Raw genomic sequence first — 15,282 nt, 5'->3', positions numbered from 1 at the left:
TGTGAAATGGCATTATTGAATATAGACCAATTATCGGTGCATTTCGGGGATGAAGATGCACCATTCCGCGCTGTTGACCGTATTAGCTACCGTGTTGAGCAGGGAGAAGTTGTCGGTATTGTTGGAGAATCTGGCTCAGGTAAATCCGTCAGTTCATTGGCGATTATGGGGCTGATTGATTATCCGGGCAAAGTGATGGCCGAAAAAATGGAATTTGATGGCTGTGACCTGACCAAAATCTCAGAAAAAGAGCGTCGGCAGTTGGTGGGGGCGGAAGTCGCGATGATTTTCCAAGATCCCATGACTAGTTTGAACCCGTGCTACACCGTCGGTTATCAGATTATGGAAGCCTTGAAAGTCCATCAAGGCGGCAATCGAAAGACGCGACACCAGCGGGCAATCGACCTATTGACCCAAGTGGGTATTCCCGATCCAGCTTCTCGTCTGGATGTTTACCCGCATCAATTATCGGGAGGGATGAGTCAGCGCGTGATGATCGCGATGGCTATCGCGTGTCGGCCGAAGCTTCTGATTGCCGATGAACCGACGACGGCTCTGGATGTCACCATTCAGGCACAAATCATTGAGTTGTTGTTGGAATTGCAGCAACGGGAAAATATGGCCTTACTCTTGATCACCCATGATTTGGCGCTGGTGGCAGAAGCAGCCCATCATATTATTGTGATGTATGCTGGACAGGTGGTGGAAATTGGCAAGGCAACGGAAATTTTTCGTGCACCTCGCCATCCTTATACACAAGCATTATTGCGGGCATTGCCGGAATTTGCGGTGGACAAGTCTCGTTTGGCATCGTTGCCTGGCGTTGTTCCTGGAAAATATGATCGCCCAATGGGGTGTTTGCTCAACCCCCGTTGCCCCTATGCCAATGCGCATTGTCGTCAGGAGGAGCCACCATTGAAATCAATGAGTGGGCGTCAGGTTAAATGTCACATGCCACTGGATGATGAGGGGAGGCCAACAGTATGAACATTCAACAAAACAGAGAACAAGAAAAGGCGACAGCAATTTTACTGAAGGCCACGGAATTGAAGAAGTATTATCCGGTGAAAACCGGTTTATTCTCGCCTGAGCGTATGGTTAAGGCGTTGGATGGTGTCTCATTTGAGCTGGAAAAAGGCAAGACGTTGGCAGTTGTTGGCGAATCGGGCTGTGGAAAATCCACATTGGGTCGTCTGTTGACCATGATTGAAAAACCGACAGATGGGGAGCTTTATTATCTGGGGCAAGATCTCTTGGTGCCAAATAAAGAAGCAGAAAAACTTCGTCGCCAGAAAATCCAGATTGTATTTCAAAATCCTTACGCTTCCCTAAATCCGCGTAAAAAAGTGGGACAGATTCTGGAAGAACCATTGTTGATTAATACTTCACTGACCGCGAGCGAACGCAAGGAAAAAGTCTTGCAGATGATGGAGAAAGTGGGGCTAAAACCGGAACACTATGCGCGTTATCCACATATGTTTTCTGGTGGTCAGCGTCAGCGTATCGCCATTGCCCGCGGGTTGATGTTAAATCCGGACGTGGTGATTGCAGATGAACCCGTTTCAGCGTTGGATGTTTCAGTGCGGGCGCAGGTTTTGAACCTGATGATGGATTTGCAGCAGGAGCTGGGATTGTCTTACGTCTTTATATCCCATGATCTTTCGGTCGTCGAACATATTGCTGATGAAGTGATGGTGATGTATTTGGGACGCTGTGTTGAAAAAGGTAGTAAGGAAATGATTTTCAACAATCCGTGCCATCCTTACACACAGGCATTATTATCGGCGACACCTCGTCTGAATCCTGAGTTACGCCGTGAACGTATTAAGCTGACGGGAGAACTGCCAAGCCCAATGAATCCGCCTGCGGGGTGTGCTTTTGCGGCTCGTTGCCGTCGTGCATTTAGCCTATGTACCCAATCCCAGCCTAAATTAAGGCAATATGACGGACAACTGATCGCATGTTTTGCGGTCGAGCAGGATCAAAATCCATCCACCTAACCCTACCTGACCGTGGTATAACGTATAAGCGTTGTAGCTCGGTCATTTTCTCTATTGCATCGCTATTCATCAAAATAAGACGACCGCAAGTAAAATCAAGTATACTCACTCACATTGTTAAGATGTGTTGGTCAGTGTTTTCATTATTAGTTGGTATTGGTTTGGATAAGATGAAATTGCGTGTCAAACGTTCGTTAACCATTAAACAGATGGCCGCAGTGACAGGAGTCACTTTGGTTACCATTGCCATTTTCATCACCATCCAGTTATCCCACCTATTGCAGCAGCGGAAAGATGACTATATTAGCCAGCTTAACAATGCAGCCGTACAGATCCAAACACCTTTGGCGGAAGCGTTGTTGAGTTCAGATCTCAATAAAGCGAAGACACTGTTGATTGGGTTGAAGACCTCGGGCATTCTGGGTCGGGTCGATGTGTTATTACCTGATAACGTTCGGGTCATGAGTCTGGATTTTGCCACTCATCGTCCCATACCTGAACTGGCAAAGAAGGTTTTTGGTATTCCTGTTGAGGTCAATATTCCTCTCTATGTTTATGGTGTTGCGCCAAAAACAGCACAATCACAGGGACACCTTATGTTGCAGGTTGATTCCAATCGGGTATATCGTTTTGCCTTGAATACACTTGCATTAATGTTGACCACTTATTTATTACTCGCACTTATTCTTACGGTGTCGATAAGCTGGTGCGTAAATCGCATTATCATCCGTCCACTGCGCGATGTTGCATGGGAACTGAATGAAGAACAAGCGTCAGAGCCTATGCCTTGTCCTAAAAGCCATCAGGATGATGAGCTGGGGTTGCTGGTAAAAGGCTATAATCGTCAGGTTAATAAGCAGAAAACGTCATCAAAATGAAACCTGACAAGATGAATAATGGTCTAATTCTCGATGATAATATCCAAGGATGGCGGGTTGTCTTAGGTTTTGCAGAATAAAATTAAACAGGTAGGGGTAAGTGAAAATGCTGGGTAACAAAATTGGATATCTTATTGGTGGTGCGATCCTGGCTACGACTTGTTTGGTGCATGCTGAAACCTTGCAACCTGATCCAGCCTGGCAACAAGGCAAACTTGAAAATGGATTCAGTTGGCAAATTCTGCAAACACCACAGCGGCCTAATGATAGAATACAGTTACGATTATTGGTAAAGACTGGCTCATTGTCTGAGAAAAATCAACAACGGGGTTATACTTATCTTATTCCCAAAATCGTTTTATCCAGTAGCAAAGATTTATCATCGCAGAAGTTGGAAAACCTCTGGCACAATGTCATAGATACTAAAAATCCCCCTCCACCCGCCATTGTTTCCTATGATTTCACTCTTTATAGCCTGAGCCTGCCAAACAATCGCCCTGAACTATTGCAAGACGCATTGATATGGTTGTCTGACATTGCTGGTAGTGCGGTATTTACGTCTGAGACACTGGCACAAGCCATGAAAGGGGATGCACATCTTGTGACAACTTTTCCATCTGATATTCAAGATCCCGTGTGGCGTATGCGCTTACAAGGATCGACACTTATTGGCCATGATCCTGGTATGCCAGTATCACTGCCTGTGGATGTGAAAAAGATCGAAAATTTTTATCATCAATGGTACACGCCAGATGTGATGACACTATATATCGCGGGTCATGTTGACAGCCGATTACTGTCAGAGCGAATTAACCAGACATTCGCATCATTGGATGGAAAACGGCAGACGCCAGAGCCTGTTCCTACCTTGTTGCCGCTGAAAGTCGCAACGATTGGCGTAGTGAATGAGAAGGCTAAACAAGATCGTTTATCTTTGACCTGGAACCTGAACTGGTTGCCGATTAATGATTCGCAAACCTTGATTCAGTACTGGTTAAATGACCTGACGCGTGAAGCGCTTTACTATTACCTACAATTGGGGCTAAAAGACAAGGATGACATGCAATTAGGCCTGGATTGTCGTGTGCTGTACCAGCGGGCAAACTGCTCATTAAATTTGGATTCTTCTACGGATAAACTGATGGAATCCACACTTTATCTGGCTTCCCAACTGGCATCATTGCGAGAAAATGGATTGCCACAGGAACAATTTGATGAACTCTATGCTCAGAAGCGGAGTCAGCTCCAGCAGTTATTCGCCATGTATGCTCGTACGGATACCGATATTTTAATCAACCAACGTCTGTTGTCACAGCAAAATAATGTGATAGATATCGCTCCTGAACAATTCCAGCGGTTAAGGCAAGCGTTTTTATCCTCCCTGACACCACAACTTTTGAATAAAAAGCTGCAAGAGATGTTGTCTCAAGACATCTCTTTTATTCTGGTGCAACCAAAAGGTGAAGCGACGATTGATGTTAATCAAATCAAAAATAGCTTTAACCAAATTATGAGACCGGGGCCACAGCCGGAGAAACCGAAAGAGCCTAAAACAGTGAACGATGGGGAGTAAGAGGGTAAACAAGTGCTCTTGTTTCATTTCCCAGTAATATTTGGGCATTACCCTCGAGACTCTTTGCAGAACTCGTCTCAGGAGGTTAAAAACTTATGCCCGACTTTTCACGCAGAAAAATATTACAAGCAGCTGCGATCGGAGCTGCGAGTTCATTACTGCCCGCTTCGATTCGCAAGGCGCTAGCCATACCCGCCAATAACCGTACCGGAACTATTGATGATGTAGAACATGTGGTGATCCTGATGCAGGAAAACCGCTCCTTCGACCATTATTTCGGCACGTTACCTGGCGTACGCGGTTTTAGCGACCGTATCACCATTCCACTCTCCGGTGGGCGCAACATTTGGCAGCAGCAGGGAGTTGGGCGGCTGGTCTTGCCTTATCATTTAGATAGCCGACGCGGTAATGCACAGCGGGTTAAAGGTACGCCTCATTCCTGGAATGATGCACACTCCGCTTGGGATAATGGCTGTATGAGTGCTTGGCCAACCTATAAAACGACACGCTCAATGGGTTATTACTGCCAGGCTGAGTTGCCGTACCAGTTTGCTTTGGCTAATGCCTTCACCTTGTGTGACGCATACCATTGTTCGATCCATGCCGGTACCGATCCCAATCGTTTGTTTCTCTGGACCGGCACCAACGGTCCCAGTGCCGCTAACGTTGCCGCAGTGGTCAACGAATGGGATTCTCCCGGTCTTCCAGAGGAAGGATATACATGGAAAACCTACCCAGAACGACTGGAGGAGAACGGCATTAGCTGGAAAATTTATCAATACCTGCCGGACAACTACGGTGATAACCCGCTGGCTGGTTTCCGCCAGTACCGTGCCGCCAGCGTCGCGGCCGGTAATCCGGCACAACCGCCGGAAGGTTTCCATGACTTTGTACCTTACAGTGATGAACTTAACGAAAAAATTCCATTGTATAAGGGCAACGGTAATACTCTGCCAGCTGTCAGTGGTAACGATCTGGAGATGATACTGGCTGGATTTCGCGCCGAGGTGAAAAAGGGCAGATTGCCGCAGGTAAGCTGGATCGTCGCACCGGCAGTCTATTGTGAGCATCCATCGCCTTCCTGCCCTGTGCAGGGGGGCTGGTTTATTCAGGAGATCCTCAATGCGCTGACAGATGACCCGCAGGTGTGGAGCAAGACGGTATTGCTGGTGAATTTCGATGAGAATGATGGTTTTTTTGACCACATGCCTTCACCCTCCGCACCGTCGCTACGGAAAGATGGTAGTTTCGCTGGCAAGTCCACGCTACCCTTCGACACTGAAATTTTCCAACACGTAGCCCCAGAGGGATCGCATCAGCAGCCACCACCAGACGGGCGCATTTATGGTCCTGGGCCGAGAGTACCGATGCTGATCTTGTCACCCTGGAGTCGTGGAGGTTGGGTTAATTCACAGGTATTCGACCACACCTCAGTTCTACAGTTTTTGGAAAAACGCTTCCGGGTACGCGAGCCGAATATCAGCGCCTGGCGGCGTGCAGTGTGCGGTGATCTCACTTCAGCATTCAACTTTGCCAATCCCAACAATGAAGTACCCCGTTTGCCTGCCATCACGCGACGGAAAGCAGACAACCTGCGTCTGAGCCAGGATGCGTTACCACCGGTGCCGTTACCGGAGGTTGGAAAGCAGCAGTTGCCGTATCAACAGCGACAGAGTCGCCCGTCCCGTGCGTTACCTTATCGGCTTAATGTTGAAGTCTCGGCTTACCCTGACAAGGGGTTACTGACCCTGAGCTTTCACAACACGGGCGAACAGGGTGTGGTATTCCATGTTTACGATAAGCTACATCTGGGTGATATCCCGCGGCGTTATACCGTTGAAGCCGGTAAATCGCTCAGTGATGACTGGCAGGCGGCAGATAACTATGATCTCTGGTTGCTAGGACCCAACGGTTTTCACCGTGCACTGAGTGGTTCACTGACACAGCGGCAGCCAGAAGTGAGTCAAATCATGAATGATACTTGCCTGCAACTGGAACTGCACAATCCGGGTGACAAAACGGTAGAGATCATCATAAAACGCTGCCCTTATACATTGCAGGGACCGTGGCACATTAAAATGCCAGCAGGAAGCTGTCACAGCCAGATTTTTGGCACCCACACCAGTGGTGGCTGGTACGATATTTCGCTGGCGGGGCCGAAAGGATGGCATCGTCGCTTGGCCGGCAGACTGGAAAACGGTGAGCACAGCATCAGCGATCCGTTGATGGGAAAAGCGTAAGGTAACTGTGCGGAATAACAGGGCGGTTAACCCGCCCTGAATTAAATGATTAAATTGATTTAAGCTGACTGGTATCGGTTTGCATGCGTGTGATTTCTCCCCGCTAAGCGGGGAGAAATAAGGCTTCATATCGTGTTGTAAATTGCGACTTGAAGTTTAATGCGTATATATCTAATCGATACTCTTAAATTATATCTGTAATGTTTTTATATTTAAGTCTTTGTGCGCAATTGATTCTTAATTAAAACAATAAATAATATCGCAATTATTTGTTGCTACTTCATCAATGATCATGGCGTTCTCAAACATCCCGAGGTTGGGTGAGTATCGCCTCGCGTAAATTTCCGTATCGGTGAGCACCAATCCCTTAATACACATCGTCAAAGAAAAGTTCGTTAAATCCTCTCCGAATCGATTAGAAAGTAGGATTTTCTAATCATTAAAATTTAATTCCATTTAAGTATTTTTATTTCTGTATGAGACTTGTTCCACACTTTACAAATATCTTTACTCAGACTTAATGATTAGTTACAAATAAGGACATAATCATGCCGATAGCGGTTTATGCGCTTGCAATAGGTGCTTTTGCAATATGCACTACAGAGTTTGTCATCGTCGGGCTTTTACTTAATATAAGCAACGACTTATCCATTTCTATTTCTTCAGCCGGCATGCTTGTCACCGCCTATGCAATGGGGGTCGTCATTGGTGCTCCCATTCTCACTCCACTGATGGTGCGGTTTAAACGTAAAAAAGCGCTGATTGTCTTAATGGCACTTTATGTCCTTGGTAATATCGCCTGTGCAGTTGCGACCAGTTATGATTTCCTGATGGCGGCTAGGGTGATTGCAGCACTTGTTCAGGCATCCTTCTTTGGGCTAGGAGCCGTTGTTGCCACGCAACTTGTACCTGAAGGAAAGCAAGCCAGTGCAATTGCGGCAATGTTCTTGGGAGCAACGCTAGCAAACGTATTTGGTGCGCCTATCGGTACGGTGATTGGCGAATATTTTGGCTGGCGTAGCACATTCATAGCATGCTCGGTCATCGGCGTCATCTCAGGTCTTTCTATTGCTGTGCTCGTACCGGATGTGAAAAGCGAAAGGCCTAAAAATATTGCGCGTGAATTCGGTATTCTTCTGCAACCGCGAGCGCTCAAAGCTCTTCTCATTACCATTCTGGGGTTCAGCGGGATTTTTACCGCACTGACCTATCTCGGTCCTCTCCTGACACAGGTGACAGGATTTCCAGAGACAGCTGTGTCATGGCTTCTGTTCATCTTTGGTGTAGGTATGGTTATCGGTAACCCTCTTGGCGCACGCCTTACCGATCACAGTCTCCGTCTGGGTATTCTCATCACACTAGTGGTTCTATTCATAGTACTGATCGCACTTGGCCTCCTGGCAAGCTTCAAGGTGATAACAGGAATTCTGATTTTCTTGTTTGGGGCTGCAATGTTCTCCGCCATTCCTCCATTACAGGTACAGGCTATGCAGGCCACTAGTGATGCCCCTGTCATGGGTTCCTCATTCAATATTGCTGCGTTCAACCTTGGCAATGCTGGAGGAGCATGGTTAGGGGGTTACGTTCTCGAGCATGGAATGAAAGTCGCTGAACTCCCTATGGTCGCTGCTGGTGTCACCGCAATTGGTCTGGTATTTGCTTTTCTGGCAAAAGCAGGACTACCGGTAAAAATCTCTCATTAAATGTTATCCAGAAGTATCGAGCTTGCTATTTTTTTACTAGGATAAGGAAAGACAGTCATGAATCCGCCTGTAATTCGCTTAAAAAAATCGCTTTGTTTTTTGTTGTTATCGATTGCCTCTTATAGTCATGCCGCAGACGCAAAAATTATACCTGCCGGTAAGCTTAATAATATGGTGCTCGTGCATGGTGCTTTTGTTGACGCTTCTATCGGGCAGGATATGATAATAGATCTCCAGGCAGTATATAAATCGGTAGCCGTCCAGCTCCCAGTGGATTTCCATACAAATGATATCAGAGCAATACAACAGGTTTTTCGACAGAGAAACCGAGCCAATTTTGTTGGTTGGTTACTCTTATGGAGGGATGCCTGTTGAAAACGCAATTGCGCACGGACATTATTCCTTGGAACGTGCCGATAAGGACGGATATTCCGGGCTCGCAGTATCCGAAGCATCAGCCATAGAAATGGCACGTCAGGTCTCCGAAGCCGCTATTGAAATGAGCAAGACAGTGCCATCAAAGCTCAGCTTTCTTAGCTATTCATCTGTTCATGATAACGGTGTCGGTGGTTTCTGGGCGCCTGCATCCTATTTACAGAAAGAGCTTAAGGCACAAGATGCCTTAGCCATGTCTATCACGCAGGGATGTAACAGCCTGGTAATTGCAGTATTGACGGCGTCAAAAATGCTTTCGTCTGATGGACAGGCATTGATTGTCTGTTCTGATCAGTTTTCTCAGTCATCGTTTAACCGATGGTCCTCTGATGCCGGTGTTCTTTATGGTGATGCAGCCGTTGGAGTCATTCTGAGCAAATCACAGGGTTTTGGATATATTCGCTAATTACAAAAAAATGGATGGAAATACACGGACGGGACACTTTTTTCCTGCATATGAGAAAAGCTATATCGCTAGCTCTTAATCGGCTCGGTCATGCAGGTTTTGCAGAACCCGATAGTCATTCCGTAGTGGTCCATTTGTCGGAAAAAGTATTGTTGATAATTTATATGTCCCCGCATTTGGGCATCTGGGGCTATCAACAATGAGAGAATTCGGCCTACGAACCGGGCATACGGGAGCGGGCGATCAATTCCTAGGGCTTGCAAAACATTTATCAGCAACTACTGAAAAAAAATAATACTAGTACTGTTCTATTAATTGGCGCAGGTGCAGGTTTTACACTCACGGTCATGGTTATTGAGATCAAAGAATATTCTATTCTAGAAAATAAACAGTTAAGTGTTATTTATTAAACACGTAATTGAGGTAAATATGGAACGTGTTGAGCTTTTATATTCCGCTGGAAGTAATGACTATCTTGCATATCATGTAAAATCAAAGGGAAAAATAAGAATCCTTATGTTTCCAGACTGGCAAGGGTGTGAAACTGTGTCTGCTCGCAGGCTGGCAGAATATTATGCGAGCAGTTGTGATGCAGAAGTCATCCTGACTGACGTTTATGGTAAAGATAGGCGTCCTAGATCTGATGACCAGGCTGATCGGGTAATAACTCAGTCTCTAGATAACCCATTTGATACACGGGAGCTACTGAAAAACATCTTCTTTTCCTTGGAGACTCACTGGTACAGCATCGGACCTTTGTTTATTGTCGGATTTTGCTTTGGCGGATCACTCGCATTTGAATTTGGTCGTGCTGAACTTCCCGCAACTGGTGTTGTTTCCGTCCACGGACAACCCGATTCGAGACAGCCCGCTACTGGCTTGGGAAAAAAGCCTGCATTCCTTATGTTACATGGCGCAGAAGATCCGTTTATTACGGACACTTCTCTGAACTTATTTATGGGTGAAATGCGCCGAATTAACGCTGACTGGTCCGTGTACTTTTTGGGTGGAGCAAAACACAGTTTTACCCGCAATGACATACCAGTAGGCAATCCCTATATGGGTTATAACAAAAAAGCCGATGAGGAAGCGGTTCTCGCTTTAAAAATAATGTCGGAAAGATTATTGACTGAAAAAACTAAATCATAGTTTCAAAACCCAACATGATGGTAAATAGGGAAGATGTGGTAATTATAGCAGTACGCCACACCCCTATTGGTGCATTTCAGGGTGCCTTGGCTTCATTTTCTGCAAGTGAACTAGGAAGTTTTGTCATAAAAGCACTTCTGAGCGAAACCGGGCTACCATCCGGGATAATAGATCAGGTCATCATGTGACAGGTATTGACTGCAGGTTGTGGACAGAATCCCGCACGTCAAGCTGCTTTGCTGGCTGGACTCGATGTTGGTGTTCAGGCACTAACTATTAACAAAGTATGCGGCTCTAGTCTCAAAGCGGTGCATTTGGGTGTACAGGCTATCCGGTGCGGTGAAGCAGAATTCGTTATAGCTGGCGGCCGAAAACATGACCCGCGCCCCGTATGTGTTAACCACAATGCGAGAGGGGGCAAGGCTGGGGCATACAGATGTAAGAGATTCACTTGTACACGACGGCCTCTGGGACGCCTTTAATAATTTCCATATGGGGGTTACAGCAGAAAACGTTGCGAAAAAGTTTAACCTGACAAGAACTGAGCAGGATGCTTATGCAGCAGAATCTCATCGACGAGCTGTCACTGCAACAGATAAAAACCTTTTCGCATCAGAAATGGTAGAGGTCAATTATACTGACCGTAAAGGCAATCAGATTACGGTAAAGGCAGATGAAAACCCGCGGGATATGTCGGTTACCAAACTTGGAAAATTAAAATCGGTCTTTGATATAAATGGAACGGCCACTGTCGGAAATGCCTCATCTCTTAATGATGGCGCTGCTGCGGTTCTGCTCTGCAGCGCAGATAAAGCCCGTGAATTGGGCATCCAGCCATTGGCTTCATTCGAAACATTTTCAAATACAGGTATAGAGCCAGGAATAATGGGCATAGCACCTATTGCTGCCATTAATAACTGTATCACCCGATTGCATTGGCAATACGAAGAAATTGATGCAATGAGGCATTTTCAGCACAGGCTCTTGCAATACTCTCACAGATCCCAATTCCTGTGGAACGTGTAAACCCGTTAGGCGGGGCTGTTGCATTGGGTCATCCTATCGGTGCATCAGGCAGCCGTATTCTAGTAACGCTTCTTCACCATATGGTGAGGAACAACCTCCATAAAGGTATAGCAGGGCTTTGTATTGGTGGCGGAGAGGGAGCAGTCACGTAAAGGCGCTATTTCTTTCTGCTTTATAAGGTAATTTTTTCTTAATTGTTTCTGAAAATTTTAGTATTGTTGGACTCCGGGTTAAGACACTGGCCATTTTGAGGTAATACATCTGTGGATTTGCTTAAAAGTATGAAGATATATGTAGATGTGGTTGAAAAAGGTAGTATGACTGCCGCAGCAACTTGCTCAGAGTTAACTCCCCAAATGGTCGGTTTATACATCAGAGAATTGGAAAAGCAATTTAGTGTCAAATTACTGAAAAGAACTACTCGCCAGACCGGACTGACTGAAGCAGGGAAATTATTTTATCAGCACTGTGTCCAGGTGTTAGGGATGATCGATGAGACTCAGCAAACCATCACCCAGATGAATAGAGAAGCAACAGGCCTGCTGCGACTTACCGCGCCCACCACGTTTGGTATAAGGATAATTTCGCCGTCGTTAGGTAAATTCAGAAAACTTTATCCCGGAGTAGATGTTGACTTGTTTTTAACCGATTCGGTTATGGATCTTGTCGCTGATGAGGTAGAACTTGCAATACGCATTGGTGTGCTCAAAGACTCCTCCCTAATTGCACGGCCATTAGGAACGTATCGGATGGCTACCGGTGCAGCTCCGTCATACTTGAATGAAAAAGGTATCCCTACCACGCCGGAAAGCCTTGTCGCCCACGATTGCATCGGTTTTCAGCTAAAAAAATCACGAAGGCATTGGCATTTTCTGACAGAAAACGGAGACCTCAATGTTCCGGTTCATGACAGTCTCAGCATTAACCACGGCGAAGCATTACGCCAAGCGGCACTTTCAGGTGCAGGTATTATCATGCAGCCTGAAGTGTTACTTAAGCAGGACTTCGAATCTGGTGCACTTATAAGATTATTTCCAGATGAAAATCTGGCCAGTAAACCGGTTAACATGGTCTATAGGCAAGATAAGTTTGCAACAGCCAAAATGAAAGCCATTATAAATTTTGGACTCGATCATTGGAAAATCTAAACATAATAAGGGGTAATGGATTTTTCGTGCGACAAGGGATTCATTATCAACTTTATTCGCTTCATTTAAGCAGAATTCACTTCAACCAATTTCAAAGAGATACATTTTATGGATCATCGTAAACTTGGGAAAGTCGATATTTCGGCCATAGGTCTTGGATGCATGGGGCTGAGCCAGGCGTATGGTATACAGGATGAAGCGTCCTCGATTCGGACGTTGCACCGGGCGGTCGATCTCGGTGTGACCTTTTTCGACACCGCTGAAGTCTATGGTTCTCACCGCAACGAAATTCTTCTAGGAAAGGCACTCAAAACATATCGCAACCGTGTGGTGATTGCGACGAAGTTCGGCTTCACCTACAACCTCAACCGAACTGATTTCGGTGAGATCACTGGAACGGATGGCAGACCAGAGAACGCTCGGGCGGTAGTAGAGGCCTCGCTGAAGCGGCTTCAAACGGATGTGATCGACCTGTTTTACTTGCACAGAGTGGATCCGGCAGTACCAATCGAGGATAGTGTCGGCGCTATGGCTGATTTAGTGACGGAGGGTAAGGTTCGCATGATTGGCCTTTCCGAAGTATCAGCCCAGACTCTGCGCCGTGCTCATGCCATTCATCCTATCGCTGCCCTGCAGAGTGAATATTCTCTCTGGACCCGTGATATTGAAACGAATGGCGTTCTTAAAGCTTGCCGCGAACTAGGTATTACCTTCGTACCATTCAGCCCCTTGGGGCGTGGCTTTTTGACCGGAAAAGTACCCATCACGGCCGAATTGGAGTCGGGAGATTTCCGTCACAACTTGCCACGCTTCCAACCCGGCCATGTTGAGGCAAATCGGCGGCTGGTTACGGTGATTGAGGAAATCGCAGCGGCAAAGGGGGCTACCGCTGCTCAAGTTGCCCTCGCTTGGGTGCTGGCTCAAGGGAACGACATTGTACCGATCCCGGGGGCGAAGCGCATTGTGCATCTGGAACAGAATGTCGCAGCTGTCGATCTCGTACTGACTATGGGGGAGCTCAGGCAGTTGGAGGCAACTTTTACTCCCGAGAACATATCGGGTAGTCGATATCCTGCTGTCTTCGAGGCTATGGCGCAGAAATAAACCGCAGTTGAGAGCCGGAAATCCATTCTCCAGTTGGGGTTTCCGATCTCCATTCCAGACCACTCGTCGGGCATTGCATAACCGCCCACTTACGCTCCCACAGAACTGTATGTAACACTCGCGGCTGATCTGCCGAAATTTCCGTTCCCCCAAATCCAATCCCTCCACGAACTCATTGGGGGCAATAATAGTTCAAGTCCGGATAACAGGGAGGGTTAACCCTCCCTGATTTAAATAATTAATGTTTTTGAACCCGTTAACTTATTTCTTCTTCGCGGCAGCCCGTAACTCAGTCACGTTTTTACCGCCGATACCCCAGTTATCTGTTTCGACTTCATCAATGATGACAAAGGTTGTTGCCGGGTTTTTCCCAAGTACATCCACCAGCAATTGGGTTGCACCTTCAATCAGTTGTTTTTTCTGCTCAGCGGTGGCGCCTTCGCGGGTAATTTTGATGTTCACAAATGGCATAAAATGACTCCTTTTTGGGTTTGTTATAGATAGTGGGTACAGCAAAAAAACAGTCTTATTGATTGAGATATGGATGTTTATCTGGCTTCTTTTCTTCCGCAGTGGCGATCCAGGCAGCGCAGAACAGCGTCAAACGGGCGAAAAAATAGAAAAATGCCATTAAACCAATCACCGAACCAAAAGCAGCACCCGAAGGGGAGCTGGCAAGGCGGGGCAACATCATGGTCATAATAGATTTAATCACTTCAAATCCAATGGCGGCCATGAGTGTGCCTTTAAACAGCGCTTTTCTTTCAGGGCGATGACGCGGCAAGATCCATAATATCCAAAGGAATAACAAATAATTGGATGAAATGGAAATCGTCATACCAATTGATGTCCATGCCGGCCGGAGCCATTCTATCCCTTCCAGTCCGAGGGCGTGGACGATAGTGGCTTGGGCGGAGCCTGCTATGGAAGTCAGTGAAAGGGTGATGACCAACGCAAATAGCAGGCCAAATAAAGAGAAAAAGTCGCGAATATATTGAAAGTAAATTTTCTCCTTATCTTCATGATTGCGTTCCCAGACATCCCTGGATTGGGCGAGTATTGCCTCGCGTAAATTACCAACCCAGTTCATCCCTGAATAAAGGGCGATTGCCAAGCCTGTTAGTCCCACGGTTGTTCTTTGGTTGATTGCCGTGTCTACGCTGTTTTTCAGGGTGTTGGCGAGATCGGGATCACTGATGCTATTAGCGATGCCATTAATCAAACGTGCCAGCAGGTCAGGATTGGAGGCCAACACAAAACCGGCGATGGCAAAAGAGAGCATCAGAATTGGGATTAAGGATAGAAACGAAAAATAGGTAATGGCAGCCCCAAATTGGCTACCCATGCGGTCGTTAAAACGTTGTGCCGCCCTAATAAAGTGGGCGATAAAAGGAATACGGCGGATAGTATTGCCAATACGGATGGTGACGGAAAGCGCTTTTCTACTGCCATATAGCCCCTTCTCTAATGGTGTAAGATCCTTCCCTGTATTGAGTTGTTCCCTTTTTTCATGGTTATCTGGCATTACATCCTCTAGCGAAAAAATATGTATGCGAAAAAAGAGTAACAGGCAAAATAGAAAAGGCAACTGGTGAAGGAATACGGTAGCCGTATATTGGC

13 protein-coding genes and 1 pseudogene are annotated in these 15,282 nt (G+C 46.4%); 12 read left to right on the top strand and 2 right to left on the bottom strand.

Going from position 1 to position 15,282, the window contains the following annotated elements; genetic code table 11:
• The first annotated feature begins 6 nt into the window (after window positions 1–6).
• From dppD to AAC853_RS05555, 12 genes and pseudogenes are all read left to right on the top strand, one after another.
• Window positions 7–987, top strand: a complete 981-nt coding sequence (gene dppD, locus AAC853_RS05610; protein WP_338804248.1) for a dipeptide ABC transporter ATP-binding protein — start codon at window positions 7–9, stop codon at window positions 985–987.
• Window positions 984–2,000 carry a dipeptide ABC transporter ATP-binding subunit DppF gene (dppF, locus tag AAC853_RS05605; protein ID WP_338884086.1) on the top strand — a complete coding sequence of 339 codons (1,017 nt, stop codon included), beginning with the start codon at window positions 984–986 and terminating at the stop codon, window positions 1,998–2,000. Before dppD ends, dppF begins: the two co-directional genes overlap by 4 nt.
• 170 nt (window positions 2,001–2,170) lie before the next feature.
• Window positions 2,171–2,878, top strand: coding sequence for a HAMP domain-containing protein (locus tag AAC853_RS05600; protein WP_338885503.1), 708 nt, complete (start codon window positions 2,171–2,173; stop codon window positions 2,876–2,878).
• Between the two features lie 106 nt (window positions 2,879–2,984).
• Window positions 2,985–4,451 carry an insulinase family protein gene (locus AAC853_RS05595; RefSeq protein ID WP_340613923.1) on the top strand — a complete coding sequence of 489 codons (1,467 nt, stop codon included), beginning with the start codon at window positions 2,985–2,987 and terminating at the stop codon, window positions 4,449–4,451.
• Between the two features lie 95 nt (window positions 4,452–4,546).
• Window positions 4,547–6,691: a phosphocholine-specific phospholipase C gene (locus tag AAC853_RS05590; protein WP_340613922.1), complete on the top strand. Its 2,145-nt coding sequence runs from the start codon at window positions 4,547–4,549 to the stop codon at window positions 6,689–6,691.
• A gap of 548 nt (window positions 6,692–7,239) precedes the next feature.
• Window positions 7,240–8,394 carry an MFS transporter gene (locus AAC853_RS05585; RefSeq protein ID WP_340613921.1) on the top strand — a complete coding sequence of 385 codons (1,155 nt, stop codon included), beginning with the start codon at window positions 7,240–7,242 and terminating at the stop codon, window positions 8,392–8,394.
• Between the two features lie 57 nt (window positions 8,395–8,451).
• Window positions 8,452–8,769: a hypothetical protein gene (locus AAC853_RS05580; protein ID WP_340613920.1), complete on the top strand. Its 318-nt coding sequence runs from the start codon at window positions 8,452–8,454 to the stop codon at window positions 8,767–8,769.
• Window positions 8,759–9,235, top strand: a complete 477-nt coding sequence (locus tag AAC853_RS05575) for a beta-ketoacyl-[acyl-carrier-protein] synthase family protein (protein WP_340613919.1) — start codon at window positions 8,759–8,761, stop codon at window positions 9,233–9,235. Before AAC853_RS05580 ends, AAC853_RS05575 begins: the two co-directional genes overlap by 11 nt.
• Before the next feature lie 429 nt (window positions 9,236–9,664).
• A complete protein-coding gene (locus tag AAC853_RS05570; protein ID WP_340613918.1) occupies window positions 9,665–10,384 on the top strand; it encodes a dienelactone hydrolase family protein in 720 nt (239 codons plus the stop codon).
• Between the two features lie 14 nt (window positions 10,385–10,398).
• Window positions 10,399–11,562, top strand: a pseudogene (locus AAC853_RS05565) (acetyl-CoA C-acyltransferase).
• Window positions 11,563–11,673: 111 nt separating this feature from the next.
• Window positions 11,674–12,558, top strand: a complete 885-nt coding sequence (locus AAC853_RS05560) for a LysR substrate-binding domain-containing protein (protein WP_340613917.1) — start codon at window positions 11,674–11,676, stop codon at window positions 12,556–12,558.
• A 108-nt stretch (window positions 12,559–12,666) separates the two neighbouring features.
• Complete coding sequence (locus tag AAC853_RS05555) at window positions 12,667–13,662, top strand: aldo/keto reductase (protein WP_340613916.1); 996 nt, start codon at window positions 12,667–12,669, stop codon at window positions 13,660–13,662.
• Between the two features lie 261 nt (window positions 13,663–13,923).
• Here the strand turns inward: AAC853_RS05555 and AAC853_RS05550 are convergent, their stop codons facing one another.
• Both AAC853_RS05550 and yhjD read right to left on the bottom strand, forming a co-directional pair.
• On the bottom strand, window positions 13,924–14,133 hold the full coding sequence (locus AAC853_RS05550; protein WP_479715116.1) for a 2-hydroxymuconate tautomerase family protein: 210 nt from the start codon (window positions 14,131–14,133) through the stop codon (window positions 13,924–13,926).
• 55 nt (window positions 14,134–14,188) lie between these two features.
• Entirely contained in the window at window positions 14,189–15,187 is a 999-nt protein-coding gene (yhjD, locus tag AAC853_RS05545) for an inner membrane protein YhjD (RefSeq protein WP_340613915.1), read from the bottom strand.
• Window positions 15,188–15,282: the final 95 nt, after the last annotated feature.

The sequence above is a fragment of the Xenorhabdus thailandensis genome (genome assembly GCF_037996785.1).
Classification (GTDB): Bacteria; Pseudomonadota; Gammaproteobacteria; order Enterobacterales; family Enterobacteriaceae; genus Xenorhabdus; species Xenorhabdus griffiniae.
This window is presented reverse-complemented; position numbering and strand designations above follow the sequence as displayed.